This is a genomic window from Falsiroseomonas stagni DSM 19981, from assembly GCF_900114315.1.
Taxonomy (GTDB): domain Bacteria; phylum Pseudomonadota; class Alphaproteobacteria; order Acetobacterales; family Acetobacteraceae; genus Falsiroseomonas; species Falsiroseomonas stagni.
On sequence record NZ_FOSQ01000006.1, the window covers coordinates 226467 to 239392 of the forward strand.

The 12926-nt window shown below is 66.9% G+C and carries 24 protein-coding genes; all 24 read right to left on the reverse strand.

All coding sequences use genetic code 11. The features are described 5' to 3' along the window. Positions 1–28 precede the first annotated feature (28 nt). Positions 29–1042 (reverse strand): DNA-directed RNA polymerase subunit alpha, encoded by a 1014-nt coding sequence (locus tag BM041_RS16955; protein WP_092961058.1) that lies wholly within the window; start codon positions 1040–1042, stop codon positions 29–31. Between the two features lie 69 nt (positions 1043–1111). Continuing rightward, positions 1112–1516 carry a 30S ribosomal protein S11 gene (gene rpsK, locus BM041_RS16960; RefSeq protein ID WP_092961059.1) on the reverse strand — a complete coding sequence of 135 codons (405 nt, stop codon included), beginning with the start codon at positions 1514–1516 and terminating at the stop codon, positions 1112–1114. 1 nt (position 1517) lies between these two features. Further along, positions 1518–1895 carry a 30S ribosomal protein S13 gene (gene rpsM, locus BM041_RS16965; protein WP_092961060.1) on the reverse strand — a complete coding sequence of 126 codons (378 nt, stop codon included), beginning with the start codon at positions 1893–1895 and terminating at the stop codon, positions 1518–1520. A 283-nt stretch (positions 1896–2178) separates the two neighbouring features. Further along, positions 2179–2829, reverse strand: a complete 651-nt coding sequence (locus tag BM041_RS16970; RefSeq protein WP_092961061.1) for an adenylate kinase — start codon at positions 2827–2829, stop codon at positions 2179–2181. Then, positions 2826–4193, reverse strand: a complete 1368-nt coding sequence (gene secY, locus BM041_RS16975; protein WP_092961062.1) for a preprotein translocase subunit SecY — start codon at positions 4191–4193, stop codon at positions 2826–2828. Before secY ends, BM041_RS16970 begins: the two co-directional genes overlap by 4 nt. A 164-nt stretch (positions 4194–4357) precedes the next feature. Continuing rightward, positions 4358–4843: a 50S ribosomal protein L15 gene (gene rplO / locus BM041_RS16980; RefSeq protein ID WP_092961063.1), complete on the reverse strand. Its 486-nt coding sequence runs from the start codon at positions 4841–4843 to the stop codon at positions 4358–4360. A 4-nt stretch (positions 4844–4847) separates the two neighbouring features. After that, the gene (rpmD, locus tag BM041_RS16985; protein ID WP_092961064.1) at positions 4848–5036 is read right to left on the reverse strand and encodes a 50S ribosomal protein L30; all 189 of its coding nucleotides are present in this window, start codon (positions 5034–5036) and stop codon (positions 4848–4850) included. Then, positions 5029–5667 (reverse strand): 30S ribosomal protein S5, encoded by a 639-nt coding sequence (gene rpsE, locus BM041_RS16990; protein WP_092961065.1) that lies wholly within the window; start codon positions 5665–5667, stop codon positions 5029–5031. The genes rpmD and rpsE overlap by 8 nt, the downstream gene beginning before the upstream one ends. 11 nt (positions 5668–5678) lie before the next feature. Then, entirely contained in the window at positions 5679–6044 is a 366-nt protein-coding gene (rplR, locus tag BM041_RS16995; RefSeq protein WP_092961066.1) for a 50S ribosomal protein L18, read from the reverse strand. After that, a complete protein-coding gene (rplF, locus tag BM041_RS17000; protein ID WP_092961067.1) occupies positions 6044–6577 on the reverse strand; it encodes a 50S ribosomal protein L6 in 534 nt (177 codons plus the stop codon). Before rplF ends, rplR begins: the two co-directional genes overlap by 1 nt. A gap of 13 nt (positions 6578–6590) precedes the next feature. After that, positions 6591–6989, reverse strand: coding sequence for a 30S ribosomal protein S8 (rpsH, locus tag BM041_RS17005; RefSeq protein ID WP_092961068.1), 399 nt, complete (start codon positions 6987–6989; stop codon positions 6591–6593). 12 nt (positions 6990–7001) lie between these two features. After that, positions 7002–7307 carry a 30S ribosomal protein S14 gene (rpsN, locus tag BM041_RS17010; protein WP_092961069.1) on the reverse strand — a complete coding sequence of 102 codons (306 nt, stop codon included), beginning with the start codon at positions 7305–7307 and terminating at the stop codon, positions 7002–7004. A 53-nt stretch (positions 7308–7360) separates the two neighbouring features. Then, positions 7361–7903 carry a 50S ribosomal protein L5 gene (gene rplE, locus BM041_RS17015; protein ID WP_245762146.1) on the reverse strand — a complete coding sequence of 181 codons (543 nt, stop codon included), beginning with the start codon at positions 7901–7903 and terminating at the stop codon, positions 7361–7363. 146 nt (positions 7904–8049) lie between these two features. Further along, entirely contained in the window at positions 8050–8370 is a 321-nt protein-coding gene (gene rplX / locus BM041_RS17020) for a 50S ribosomal protein L24 (protein WP_092961071.1), read from the reverse strand. Positions 8371–8374: 4 nt separating this feature from the next. Next, positions 8375–8743, reverse strand: coding sequence for a 50S ribosomal protein L14 (gene rplN / locus BM041_RS17025; RefSeq protein ID WP_092961072.1), 369 nt, complete (start codon positions 8741–8743; stop codon positions 8375–8377). Positions 8744–8758: 15 nt separating this feature from the next. After that, entirely contained in the window at positions 8759–9070 is a 312-nt protein-coding gene (gene rpsQ, locus BM041_RS17030) for a 30S ribosomal protein S17 (protein WP_092961073.1), read from the reverse strand. Positions 9071–9082: 12 nt separating this feature from the next. Beyond that, positions 9083–9298, reverse strand: coding sequence for a 50S ribosomal protein L29 (rpmC, locus tag BM041_RS17035; RefSeq protein WP_092961074.1), 216 nt, complete (start codon positions 9296–9298; stop codon positions 9083–9085). Between the two features lies 1 nt (position 9299). Then, positions 9300–9728, reverse strand: coding sequence for a 50S ribosomal protein L16 (gene rplP, locus BM041_RS17040; RefSeq protein WP_092961075.1), 429 nt, complete (start codon positions 9726–9728; stop codon positions 9300–9302). A 13-nt stretch (positions 9729–9741) separates the two neighbouring features. Next, positions 9742–10419, reverse strand: coding sequence for a 30S ribosomal protein S3 (rpsC, locus tag BM041_RS17045; protein ID WP_092961076.1), 678 nt, complete (start codon positions 10417–10419; stop codon positions 9742–9744). A gap of 1 nt (position 10420) precedes the next feature. Then, a complete protein-coding gene (rplV, locus tag BM041_RS17050; RefSeq protein ID WP_092961077.1) occupies positions 10421–10825 on the reverse strand; it encodes a 50S ribosomal protein L22 in 405 nt (134 codons plus the stop codon). A 1-nt stretch (position 10826) separates the two neighbouring features. Continuing rightward, positions 10827–11105, reverse strand: coding sequence for a 30S ribosomal protein S19 (rpsS, locus tag BM041_RS17055; protein ID WP_092961078.1), 279 nt, complete (start codon positions 11103–11105; stop codon positions 10827–10829). A gap of 6 nt (positions 11106–11111) precedes the next feature. Further along, the gene (rplB, locus tag BM041_RS17060; RefSeq protein WP_092961079.1) at positions 11112–11945 is read right to left on the reverse strand and encodes a 50S ribosomal protein L2; all 834 of its coding nucleotides are present in this window, start codon (positions 11943–11945) and stop codon (positions 11112–11114) included. A gap of 4 nt (positions 11946–11949) precedes the next feature. After that, positions 11950–12282, reverse strand: coding sequence for a 50S ribosomal protein L23 (locus tag BM041_RS17065; RefSeq protein WP_092961080.1), 333 nt, complete (start codon positions 12280–12282; stop codon positions 11950–11952). Continuing rightward, positions 12279–12923 (reverse strand): 50S ribosomal protein L4, encoded by a 645-nt coding sequence (gene rplD, locus BM041_RS17070; RefSeq protein ID WP_092961200.1) that lies wholly within the window; start codon positions 12921–12923, stop codon positions 12279–12281. The genes BM041_RS17065 and rplD overlap by 4 nt, the downstream gene beginning before the upstream one ends. Positions 12924–12926 lie beyond the last annotated feature (3 nt).

Consider the following 12926-nt stretch of genomic DNA (forward strand, 5'->3'; position numbering starts at 1 on the left):
TCCTGTTTCCTTACTTCCCGGGGCGCCCTCAGAAGGGCTCCTCGAGCTTCTTCGCGAGGTCCTCGATGTTCTCGGGCGGCCAGCCCGGGACGGTGAGCCCCAGGCCGAGACCCATGGAGGCGAGGACCTCCTTGATCTCGTTCAACGACTTGCGGCCGAAATTCGGAGTCCGGAGCATTTCCTGCTCCGTCTTCTGCACCAGGTCGCCGATATAGACGATGTTGTCGTTCTTCAGGCAGTTCGCCGAACGGACCGACAGTTCCAACTCGTCCACCTTGCGCAGCAGGTTGCGGTTGAAGGGGAGATCGTCGCGGATCTCCTCCACCACGCGCTGGCGCGGCTCCTCGAAGTTGATGAAGAGCTGCAGCTGTTCCTGGAGGATGCGGGCGGCGATGCCGACCGCGTCTTCCGGGGAAACGGTGCCATCGGTTTCGACCGTCAGGACCAGCTTGTCGTAGTCGGTCTTCTGGCCGACGCGGGTGGGCTGGACCTGGTAGGCGACGCGCCGCACCGGAGAATAGATGGCATCGATCGGGATCAGGCCGATCGGGGCGTCCTCGGGCCGGTTCTCGCTGGCCGGGACGTAGCCCTTGCCGGTGTCCACGGTCAGTTCCATGGACAGGCGGGCACCGTCATCCAGCGAGCAGATGACGAGGTCGGGGTTCGAGATCTCGATGTCGCCGGTCGTCTGGATCTGGCCGGCGGTCACCTCGCCAGGGCCGGTCGCGGTCAGCTGCAGGCGCTTCGGGCCATCGCCCTGCATGCGCACGGCCAGCTGCTTCACGTTCAGGACGATGTCCGTCACGTCCTCACGCACGCCCTGGAGGCTGCTGAATTCATGCAGCGCGCCGTCGATGCGGATGGCCGTCACGGCCGCGCCCTGGAGGGACGACAGCAGGATGCGGCGCAGCGCGTTGCCAAGCGTCATGCCGAAGCCGCGCTCCAGCGGCTCCGCCACGATCGTCGCCACGCGGGTCGGATCGGACCCGAGCTCGACGTCCTTCTTGGTCTCGATCAGCGAACGCCAGTTCTTCTCGATCACGGTCTTTTCCCTTGCCCGGCCCGGAGGGGCGCGCCTGCAATCAGGCGCGCCGCGGCAGCTGCTGCGTCCTCAGACGCGGCGGCGCTTCCGGGGACGGCAGCCATTGTGCGGGATGGGCGTCACGTCCCGGATCGCGGTGACGTAGAAGCCCACGGCCTGCAGCGCGCGGAGCGCGGATTCACGGCCCGAGCCGGGGCCGGAGACCTGGATCTCCAGGGTCTCCATGCCATGCTCGCGGGCCTTCTTGCCGGCGTCTTCCGCGGCGACCTGGGCGGCGTAGGGCGTGCTCTTGCGGCTGCCCTTGAAGCCCTGGCTGCCGGAGGACGACCAGGCAATCGCATTGCCCTGCGCGTCGGTGATGGTCACGACGGTGTTGTTGAAGGACGCCAGAACATGGGCGACGCCGGAAGAGATGTTCTTCCGTTCCTTCTTGCGCGGCCGCTGGCCGGCGCCGGCGCGGGGTTCGCGAGCCATCTTACTTCGTCACCTTCTTCTTGCCGGCGATCGCAACCGCCTTGCCCTTGCGGGTGCGCGCATTGGTGTGAGTGCGCTGGCCGCGGACCGGAAGCCCCTTGCGATGGCGCAGGCCGCGGTAGCAGGCCATGTCCATCAGGCGCTTCTTGTTCATCGCCTCTTCACGCCGCAGGTCGCCCTCGACGCGGTATTCCCGGTCGATCAGCTCGCGGATGCGGAGGATCTCGTCATCCGTCAGCTGGTTCACCCGGCGATCCTCGGGGATGTTCAGCTGCGTGCAGATGACCTTGGCGTTGGAGGGACCAATGCCAAAGATGTAGCGAAGCGAGATGAGCACCCGCTTGTTGGTTGGGATGTTCACGCCGGCGATGCGCGCCACGGTGCCTCTCTCCTCATCGGGCCGATGGCCCGCTTCTCAAAACGCCGGGCGCGAGGCCCGTTGGAACCAAAATCCCCATCCTGCGATGGGGGACGATCACACCGGGCCGGCGGGCCCGAACAAACACTTCAAACCGGACCGCCGGGGCGGTGGACCACGCCAGCCTTGGCTGGCGCGACCGTCTTGGTCCAAGTTTGCAACGGCAAAGAGCGGCCGGGGTGAACCCCGGACCGCAGGCGCGGGGGGTTACACCAGCGCCGCCGGGGGAGTCAAGCGCGCCGCCTCAGCCAGCCCCCAGCACCGCGGCGATCTGCCGCGTCACCTCGTCCATCTCCGCCATGCCATCGACCTGGCGGAGCTTCCCCTGCGCCGCATAGTGCGGCAGCAGCGGCGAGGTCTGGCGGTGATAGGCATCGAGTCGCGCCGCTACCGTCTCCGCCTTGTCGTCCGCGCGGCGGGTGAATTCCGTGCCACCGCAGGAATCGCAGACGCCTGCCTGGGCCGGCTTCTTGAAGCTGTCGTGGTAGCCCTCGCCGCACTTCGCGCAGGTGAAGCGGCCCGCAATGCGCTCGACCAGCGCGGCGTCGTCCACCTTCAGCTCGATCACATGGTCCAGCGGCATGGCCTTCTCGGCCAGCATCCGGTCCAGCGCCTCGGCCTGCGGCACGGTCCGCGGGAAGCCGTCCAGGATGAACCCCTTGGCGCTGCCAGGGGCGGACACGCGGGCGGCCAGCATGGCGGTGATGATGGCGTCCGGGACCAAGTCGCCCCGTTCCATGATCGCCTTCGCCTCCAGCCCGATGGGCGACCCCGCCTTGACCTCCGCCCGCAGCATGTCGCCGGTGGAGATCTGGGAGATACCGTACCGCTCCTCGAGCCGCTTGGCCTGCGTCCCTTTGCCGGCGCCGGGAGGCCCCAGCAGGATAAGCCTCATCGTCCACGTCCCCCCGGTTGTGTGCCGCGGCCACCCAGCCGGGCCTTCTTGATCAGCCCCTCATACTGGTGCGCGAAGAGATGCGATTGCACCTGCGCCACCGTGTCCATGGTGACGGACACGATGATCAGCAGAGAGGTTCCGCCGAAGTAGAAGGGGACACCGTAATTCGCAATGAGAAGTTCGGGCAGGAGGCAGACGATCGACAGGTAGATCGCACCCACCGCCGTCAGCCGCGTCAGCACCCGGTCGAAATACTGCGCCGTGGGCTGGCCCGGGCGGATGCCCGGCACGAAGCCGCCATACTTGCGCAGATTGTCCGCCGTCTCCTGCGGATTGAAGACGACCGCCGTGTAGAAGAAGGCGAAGAAGACGATCAGGCCCAGATACATCGCCATGTAGAGCGGCTGGCCATGCGCCAGCAGGTTGGTGATGTCCGTCAGCCACGAGTCGCTCGCCCGATCCGTCTGGAAGGCCGCGAAGGTCGCGGGCAGCAGCAGAAGGGAGGAGGCGAAGATCGGCGGCATCACGCCGGCCGTGTTCAGCTTCAGCGGCAGGTGCGTGTTCTCGCCGCCGAACATGCGGTTGCCGACCTGGCGCTTCGGGTACTGCACGGGGATGCGGCGCTGCGCACGCTCCACGAACACCACGAAGGCAATGACGCCAAGCGCGACCAGCAGGAAGAAGATGATGAAGAAGGTGGAGAGCGCGCCCGTGCGGCCGAGTTCCAGGGTGCTGGCGAGGGCCGAGGGCAGGTTCGCCACGATGCCCGCGAAGATGATCAGGCTGATGCCGTTGCCGACGCCGCGCGCCGTGATCTGCTCGCCCAGCCACATCAGGAACATGGTGCCGCCGACAAGCGTGATGACGCAGGCCACGCGGAAGAACCAGCCGGGATCATGAACGGCAGCGCCGAAGCTGCCACGCAGCGACTCAAGGCCGACCGCGATGCCGTAGGCCTGGAAGATGGCGATCACCAGCGTCAGGTAGCGGGTGTACTGGTTGAGCTTCTTGCGGCCCGACTCGCCTTCCTTCTTCAGCGCCTCCCATGACGGGATCGCCGCCGTCATCAGCTGCACGATGATGGAGGCAGAGATGTAGGGCATGATGTTGAGGGCGAAGATCGTCATGCGCCCCAGCGAACCGCCGGTGAACATGTCGAACATGCCGAGGATGCCGCCACCCATCTGGGCAAGCAGTTCCCCCATCACGCCGGCATCGACGCCAGGCACCGGCACATAGGAGCCGATGCGGTAAACGATCAACGCGCCCAGAGTGAACCAGAGCCGACTCTTCAGCTCCGTCGCCTTGGCGAGCACGCCGAGGTTCAGATTGGCCGCAAGCTGTTCGGCGGCGGACGCCATACGCGATCCCTCCTCACGACAACGGCGCCACCGGGGCCTGCCCTGAGGCAGACCCGGGACGCCGTTGCGCAACCCCCATCAATGTGCGGCCCCACCCGTTCGGGTTCAAGGGCCGCATGACACCCGCCGCAACGCCGGACGGCGCGCGCCGGGCCATGTCAGGCTCAGCCTTCGGCCGCCGCCTCGGCGCCAAGGACAGTCACCTTGCCGCCTGCGGCCTCGATCGCCGCGAGCGCGGCGGCGGAGGCACCGGAGACGGTGATCGTCACGGCGCGGGTGATCTCACCGGTGCCGAGGAGGCGAACGCCGGCAAACTTCGGCGAGGAGCGAACCACGCCGGCAGCCTGCAGCATCGCCTCGTCGATCGCGCCCTCGGCCGGCAGGCGGCCATCGGCAATTGCCTTGTCCAGCGAGCCCAGGTTGAGCGGCGCATAGACCTTGCGGAAGATGTTGGTGAAGCCGCGCTTCGGAAGGCGGCGATAGATCGGGAGCTGACCGCCCTCGAACCCATTCAGCCGCACGCCGGTGCGCGCCTTCTGACCCTTGACGCCACGGCCAGAGGTCTTGCCCTTGCCGGAGCCGATGCCGCGGCCGACGCGCTTGAACTTCGGGCGAGCGCCCTCGTTGTCGCGGATCTCGTTCAGCTTCATCGGATCAGCCCTCCACCTTCACCAGGTGCGCGACCTTGCGGATCATCCCGCGAACCGCGGGGGTATCCTCAAGCTCGCTCGACCGACGGATCTTGTTCAGCCCGAGCCCGATCAGCGTCTCCCGCTGACCCGGCTTGCGACCGATCGGCGACCCGGTCTGGATCACCTTCACGGTCTTCTTCTCGTCAGACATTGGCACCCTCCGCCGCGGCGCCATCGGCCGCCGCGTCCTTGCGCGGGCCAAGCAGGTCGGAGACCTTCTTGCCACGCCGCGCCGCGACTGCCCGCGGGCTGGTGCACTTGCCCAGCGCCGCGAAAGTCGCCTTGACCATGTTATGCGGGTTCGTGGTGCCGGTGCACTTCGCGACAACGTCGCCCATGCCCAACGTCTCGAACACCGCGCGCATCGGACCGCCGGCGATGATGCCGGTACCGGCCGGCGCCGCCCGCAGGATCACGCGACCCGCGCCGAACTCACCGACCTGGTCGTGATGCAGGGTGCGGCCCTCGCGCATCGGCACGCGGATCATGCCACGCTTGGCACGCTCCGTCGCCTTGCGGATCGCCTCCGGCACCTCGCGCGCCTTGCCGGCGCCCCAACCGACGCGGCCCTTCTGGTCGCCAACCACAACCAGCGCGGCGAAGCTGAAGCGACGACCGCCCTTCACCACCTTGGCCACGCGGTTGATGGTGACCAGCTTGTCCTTCAGCTCGTCGCCGTCCTGCCGTTCCTGCCGGTTGTCGTTGTTGCGATCCCGACCCCGGCCACGACGGCGATCACCCTCGCCGCCACCTTCGCCGCCGCTCCGCGGTTCCCGTGCCATACCCGAACTCCTCAGAACGACAGGCCGCCCTCGCGGGCAGCCTCCGCGAGCGCCTTGACGCGGCCGTGGTAGATATAGGGCCCACGGTCGAACACCACCTCGGTCACGCCAGCGGCGAGCGCACGCTCCGCCACCAGCTTGCCGACCGCCGTCGCCGCATCCTTGTCGGCGCCGGTCTTCAGCCCTTCCCGCATCGGCTTCTCGATGGACGAAGCGGCGGCCACGGTGCGGCCCTGCTTGTCGTCGATCACCTGGGCGTAGATGTGCTTGCCGGAGCGGAACACGGACAGCCGCGGACGGCCACCGGACTTCTGCTTGAGCTGGTAGCGCAGCCGCGAACGGCGGCGCTCCGTCAGTGCGAGCTTCTTGTCGGCCATTACTTCTTCTTACCCTCCTTCCGGAGGATCACCTCGTCCGTGTACCGCACGCCCTTGCCCTTATAGGGCTCGGGGCCACGATACGCGCGGATCTCCGCCGCAACCTGACCGACCTGGCGCTTGTCAGCGCCTTCCACCTTGATGGAAGTCGGCTTCTCGCAGGTGATCTTGATGCCCGTGGGGATCGCGTACTTGATCTCGTGGCTGTAGCCGAGCGCGAGGACCAGGTCCTTGCCCTGCACAGCGGCACGATAGCCAGTACCGGTGATCTCCATGTTCTTGGTGAAGCCGGTGGAGACGCCCGTCACCATGCTCTGGATCAGGCTGCGGGTCGTGCCCCACATGGTGCGGGCCCGACGGTCCCCACCACGCGGCGCCACCGCGACCGTGCCGGCATCGATGGACACATCCACCTCATCCGTCAGGTCGAGCTTCAGCTCGCCATTCTTGCCCTTGGCGACGACGGTACGGCCCTGCAGCGCCACCTGGACGCCAGCAGGAACGGGAACCGGGTATTTTCCGACGCGAGACATGCTTTCCCTCCCGTCAGAACACGCGGCAGAGGACTTCGCCGCCAACATTGGCGCTGCGAGCCTCATTGTCGCTCATCACGCCCTTCGGCGTGGACAGGATCGAGATGCCGAGGCCGGAGTAGAACTTCGGCAGCTCCGCGATCTTCGAATAGACGCGCCGGCCAGGCTTGGAGACGCGAGCGATCTCCTTGATGGCGGGCTCGCCCTCCGAGTACTTCAGCTCGATGCTGATCACCTTCACGCCGGCGCGGACCTGTTCGGTCGACCAGCTGCGAATGTAACCCTCGCGCTTCAGGACCTCGAGCACGTTCTCACGCAGCTTGGAGGCAGGCGCAACGCAGCGGCTCTGCCGCGCGCTCTGCGCATTGCGGATGCGGGTGAGCAGGTCACCCAGCGGATCGGACAGCGACATTCGCGGCCCTCCTTACCAGCTCGCCTTGACCAGGCCGGGGATCTGGCCGGTGTTGGCCATCTCCCGGAGCTGGTTCCGGCAAAGCTTGAATTTGCGGTAGTTGCCGCGGGGACGACCGGTCAGCTCGCAACGCAGGCGAACACGGTTCTTCGCACCGTTGCGGGGGAGCTGCGCGAGCTTCAGCGTCGCCTCGAAGCGGTCTTCCACCGGCAGCGTCCGGTCCATCACGATGCCCTTGAGGGCAGCGCGCTTCCCGGCGTGCAGCTTCGACAGCTTCTCACGACGCTTGTTCTTCTCGACAGACGAGGTCTTGGCCATGCCGTCTTAAACCCTCCGGAACCTGCTGGGCCACGCCCAGCGGTTTTCCAAAATCAGTTGGCGAAAGGAAGCTCGAAAGCCTTGAGCAGGGCCTTCGCTTCCTTATCGGTCTTCGCGGTCGTCACGAACTGGATGTCCATGCCGCGGACCGTGTCCACCTTGTCGTAGTTGATCTCGGGGAACACGATCTGCTCCTTCAGGCCCATGGCGAAGTTGCCACGGCCGTCGAAGCCCTTATTGCCCGGCAGGCCGCGGAAGTCACGCACGCGCGGCAGCGCGATCGTCACCAGGCGGTCCAGGAACTCGTACATCCGCGCCTTGCGCAGCGTGACCTTGCAGCCGATCGCCTGGCCTTCGCGGATCTTGAACCCCGCGATGGCCTTGCGGGCCTTGGTCTTCACCGGCTTCTGGCCGGCGATCGCCATCAGGTCGGATACGGCGGCATCAAGCTTCTTCTGGTCGCCGGCGGCTTCGCCGACGCCCATGTTGATGACGATCTTCTCCAGCTTCGGGACCTGCATCGCGTTCGCGTAGCCGAATTCGTCGGACAGGCGCTTGATCACCACCTCGTCGTAGAACTTCCGCAGGCGCGGCAGCTCAGCCGGGGAGGCAGCGGCAGGGCCGGCCTTCGCGACGGCCGCGGCCGCCGCGGGGGCAACCCGCTGCTCGCCCTTGGCCGCCGCGCCAGCGGCGGGCTTCTTCGCGGCGGGCTTGGAAGCCTTGCCGCCCTTCTTCGAGTCGCTCATCGGTCGATCACCTCGCCGGAGGGCTTGGCCACGCGAACCTTGCGGCCATCCTCAAGCACCTTGAACCCCACCCGCGCGGGCTTGTCGGAGCTCGGGTCGATCAGCGCCAGATTGGAAAGGTCGATCGGACCCTCCTTCTCGACGATGCCGCCCGGCTTGCCCATGCCCTGCGGCTTGGTGTGGCGCTTCACCATGTTCACGCCCTGCACAAAGGCGCGGTTTTCCTCGGGCACCACGCGGATGACGTCCCCGCGCTTGCCCTTGTCGCGACCGGCCAGAACCTGGACCCGGTCGCCCTTCTTGATCTTAGCGGCCATGGCCTTACAGGACCTCCGGCGCCAGCGAGATGATCTTCATGAACTTCTTGCCGCGCAATTCGCGCACGACCGGTCCGAAGATGCGGGTGCCGATCGGCTCGCCCTGCTTGTTGATCAGCACGGCGGCGTTGTTGTCGAAGCGGATCGCGGAACCGTCGATACGCCGCACGGGATAGGACGTGCGGACGATGACGGCGCGATGCACCTCACCCTTCTTCACCTTGGCGCGCGGGATCGCTTCCTTGATGGAAACGACGATCACGTCGCCGACGGACGCCGTCTTCCGCTTCGACCCGCCCAGCACCTTGATGCACTGGACGCGGCGCGCACCGGAATTGTCGGCGACGTCGAGGTTGGATTCGACCTGGATCATGTCCTGCTCCCGGCCTCAGACCGCTGCCGACTGCGTCGCCGGCGAGTCCGCGACGACGGGGGCGGAGAAGCCCTCCGGCCGTTCGACGGCAGCGCCGTTGCGCACGACAACCAGCCAGGTCTTGGTCTTGCTGATCGGGCGGCACTCCTCGATCGACACCACGTCGCCTTCCTTGCACAGGTTGGCTTCGTCATGCGCGGCATACTTCTTCGAGCGCCGGATGAACTTCTTGTAGAGCGGATGCATCACGCGACGCTCGACAAGGACGGTCACCGTCTTGTCGGTCTTGTCGCTGACCACCCGGCCCGTGAGGACGCGCCTCGGCATCGTCCGGCCCCCTTAAGCTTGTTTCGCCGCAGCGCGGGAGCGCTCGGCCATGATCGTCTTCACCCGCGCGATGTCACGCCGCACCTGCTTGATGCGGCCCGTCGCCTCGAGCTGGCCGGTCGCCCGCTGGAAGCGCAGGTTGAACTGCTCCTTCCGAAGGCCAACCAGCATATCCTGCAGCTCGTCCGGGGTCTTCGCCCGGACGTCCGCGATCTTGGTCTCAGCCATCTCAGGCCTCCGCCGGCGAAGCGCCGAGGCGCGTCACGATCTTCGTCTTGATCGGCAGCTTGGCGGCACCGAGAGCGAGAGCCTCGCGCGCGATGTCGTTGGAGACGCCGTCCAGCTCGAACATGATGCGGCCCGGCTTCACCCGTGCCACCCAATACTCAGGCGCGCCCTTGCCGGAGCCCATTCGGACTTCGGCCGGCTTCGTGGAGACGGGCACATCCGGGAAGATCCGGATCCACACGCGCCCCTGGCGCTTCATCGCGCGAGTGATCGCACGACGAGCCGCCTCGATCTGGCGCGCCGTCACCCGCTCGGGCTCCAGCGCCTTCAGGCCGAAACCGCCGAAGGTCAGCGTGAAGCCACCCTTGGCGACGCCCTTGATGCGGCCCTTATGGGCCTTTCGATAAGTAGTCCGCTTCGGCTGCAGCATGTCACATCATTCCTCAGCGCTGCGGGGCCTGTTCCGCGGCGCGCTTGTCCTGCGCCATCGGATCATGGGCCATCACCTCGCCCTTGAAGATCCACACCTTCACACCGCAGGTGCCATAGGTGGTCTTCGCCGTCGCGGTACCGAAATCGATATCGGCGCGGAGGGTATGCAGGGGCACGCGGCCCTCGCGGTACCATTCCATGCGCGCGATCTCCGCCCCGCCCAGACGGCCGGAGCAGTTGATGCGGATGCCGCCAGCGCCGAGGCGCATGGCAGACTGCACGGCGCGCTTCATCGCGCGGCGGAACGCCACGCGGCGCTCCAGCTGCTGCGCGATGCTTTCCGCCACCAGCGTGCTGTCGATTTCCGGCTTACGGATCTCGACGATGTTCAGGGACACCTCGGCCCCGGCCATCTTCGCCAGGTCCTTGCGCAGGTTCTCGATGTCCGCGCCCTTCTTGCCGATCACGACGCCCGGGCGGGCGGCATGGATCGTCACGCGGGGCTTCTTGGCCGGACGCTCAATTACCACGCGGGAAACGCCGGCGCCCTTCAGGCGGTCGCGCAGCGTCTTCCGGAGCTTCAGGTCCTCATGCAGCATCCGCGCATAGTCAGCGCTGGCGAACCAGCGGCTGTCCCAGGTGCGGTTGATGCCGAGCCGGAGCCCGATCGGATTGACTTTGTGACCCATGTTACGCGGCCTCCTGCTGTGCCGCCGGCGCCTGCACCGTCTGCTCGGCCACCACGATCTTGAGATGGCTGAACCACTTCTCGACGCGCGCCGAACGACCGCGACCGCGGGCGTGGAAGCGCTTCATCACCACGGCGCGCCCGACCTCGGCCTTGGTGACGACCAGGCGGTCGACATCCAGGCTGTGGTTGTTCTCGGCGTTCGCGATGGCGCTTTCCAGCGTCTTGCGGACGGTCTGCGCGATCCGGCGCTTGGAGAAGATCAGCGTCGCGACGGCGTCCTGCGCCGTGCGGCCGCGGATCAGCCCCGCCACCAGGTTCAGCTTGCGCGGGCTGACACGAATGTTCTTCGTGATCGCCTGCGCCTCGGTCTCCTCGAGACCGCGTTCGTGCTTCGGCTTGCTCATGTCAGCCCCGCTTGGCCTTCTTGTCGGCCGAATGGCCGGTGAAGGTCCGCGTCGGCGAGAATTCGCCGAACTTGTGGCCCACCATGTTCTCGTTCACCTGCACCGGGATGAACTTCTTCCCGTTGTAGACGCCGAAGGTCAGGCCGACGAACTGCGGCAGGATCGTGCTGCGGCGGGACCAGATCTTGATGATCTCGTTCCGCCCCGAACCACGGGCCGCCTCTGCCTTGTTGAGCAGGTAGCCGTCAACGAACGGCCCCTTCCAGACGCTGCGCGACATCGCCGATCAGCCCTTCGTCGCGTTACGGCGCCGGACGATGAGCCGGTCCGTGCGCTTGTTGTTGCGGGTCTTGGCACCCTTGGTGGGCTTGCCCCACGGGGTGACCGGGTGGCGACCGCCGGAGGTCCGGCCTTCACCACCACCATGCGGGTGGTCGACCGGGTTCATCACGACGCCGCGGACATGCGGGCGGAAGCCCATCCACCGCGTGCGGCCGGCCTTGCCGATCTGCTGGTTGCTGTTGTCCGGGTTGGACACCGCACCGATCGTCGCCATGCACTCGGAGCGCACCAGGCGGAGCTCCCCGGACATCAGCTTGACCTGCGCGTAGCCCGCATCCTTGCCGACCAGCTGGCAATAGGTGCCAGCGGAACGGCCGACCTTGGCACCGGCGCCCGGCTTCAGTTCCACGCAATGCACGATCGTGCCCACGGGGATGTTGGCCAACGGCATCGCGTTGCCCGGCTTGATGTCCGCCTTCTCGGCGGCAATCACCTGGTCGCCCGCCTTCAGGCGCTGCGGCGCGATGATGTAGGACAGCTCGCCATCCGCATACTTCAGCAGCGCGATCCAGGCCGACCGGTTGGGGTCGTATTCCAGGCGCTCGACCGTCGCGGGGACGTCGAACTTCCGGCGCTTGAAGTCCACGATGCGGTAGGACTGCTTGTGTCCACCGCCCCGGAACCGGACCGTCGTGCGGCCCAGGTTGTTGCGGCCGCCGGAGTGCGACTTGCCTTCGGTCAGGCCCTTGACCGGCTTGCCCTTCCACAGGTCGGAACGGTCCACCAGGACCGTGCCGCGCAGTGACGGAGTGACCGGGTTGAAATTCTTCAATGCCATGGCGTCACGCAAGCCCCGTCGTGAGGTCGATGGTCTGGCCCGCCTGGAGCGTCACCACCGCCTTCTTCCAATCGGAACGCTGGCCGGGACGGCCGCGGAACCGCTTGGTCTTGCCCTTCATGACCAGCGTGTTCACCGCCTCGACCTTGACGTTGAACAGCTTCTCGACCGCCGCCTTGATCTCGGGCTTGGTCGCATCCGTCGTCACCTTGAAGGTGACCTGGCTGGCCTCGTTCAGGCGCGTCGCCTTCTCCGTCACCACCGGCGACAGGATGACCTGGTAGACGCGCTCCGCCGACAGCTGGACGCCGCGCGGCTTGGTTGCGGTCTCGCTCATTCGGCGGACTCCTTGTCCGAGCCGTTCAGGCGCGCCGACAGGGCCTCCACGCCGGCGCGCGTCACCGCGAGCACGTCATGGTTCAGGATGTCGTACACATTGGCGCCGACCGTCGGCATCACCTGCACCTTCGGGATGTTGCGGGTGATGCGGGCGAAACCCTCATCCACCGTCGCATCCACCACCAGGGCGCTGGTCCAGCCAAGCTTCTTCAGCTGGGCGGCAAGCGCCGCGGTCTTCGCACCCTCACCGGCCGCGGCGGCGTCGAGCACCACCAGCTTGCCGGCCGCCTGCTTGGCGGAGAGCGCGCTGATCAGGCCGAGGCGACGGACCTTCTTGTTCAGGCTGTATTCGTGGCTGCGCACCACGGGGCCGTGCACGACACCACCCTTGCGGTACTGCGGCGCACGCAGAGAGCCCTGACGGGCATTGCCCGTGCCCTTCTGGCGGTAGGGCTTCTTGGTCGTGCCGGAGACCTCGCCCATGCCCTTGGCCTTGTGGGTGCCGGCGCGGCGCTTGGCCAGCTGCCAGTGGACCACACGGGCCATGATGTCGGCGCGCGGCGCGGCGCCGAACAGCGCCTCCGGCAGCTCGATCTCGCCCGCGGGGGCGTTGTCGAGCGTGATGACGGGAACCTGGATCGC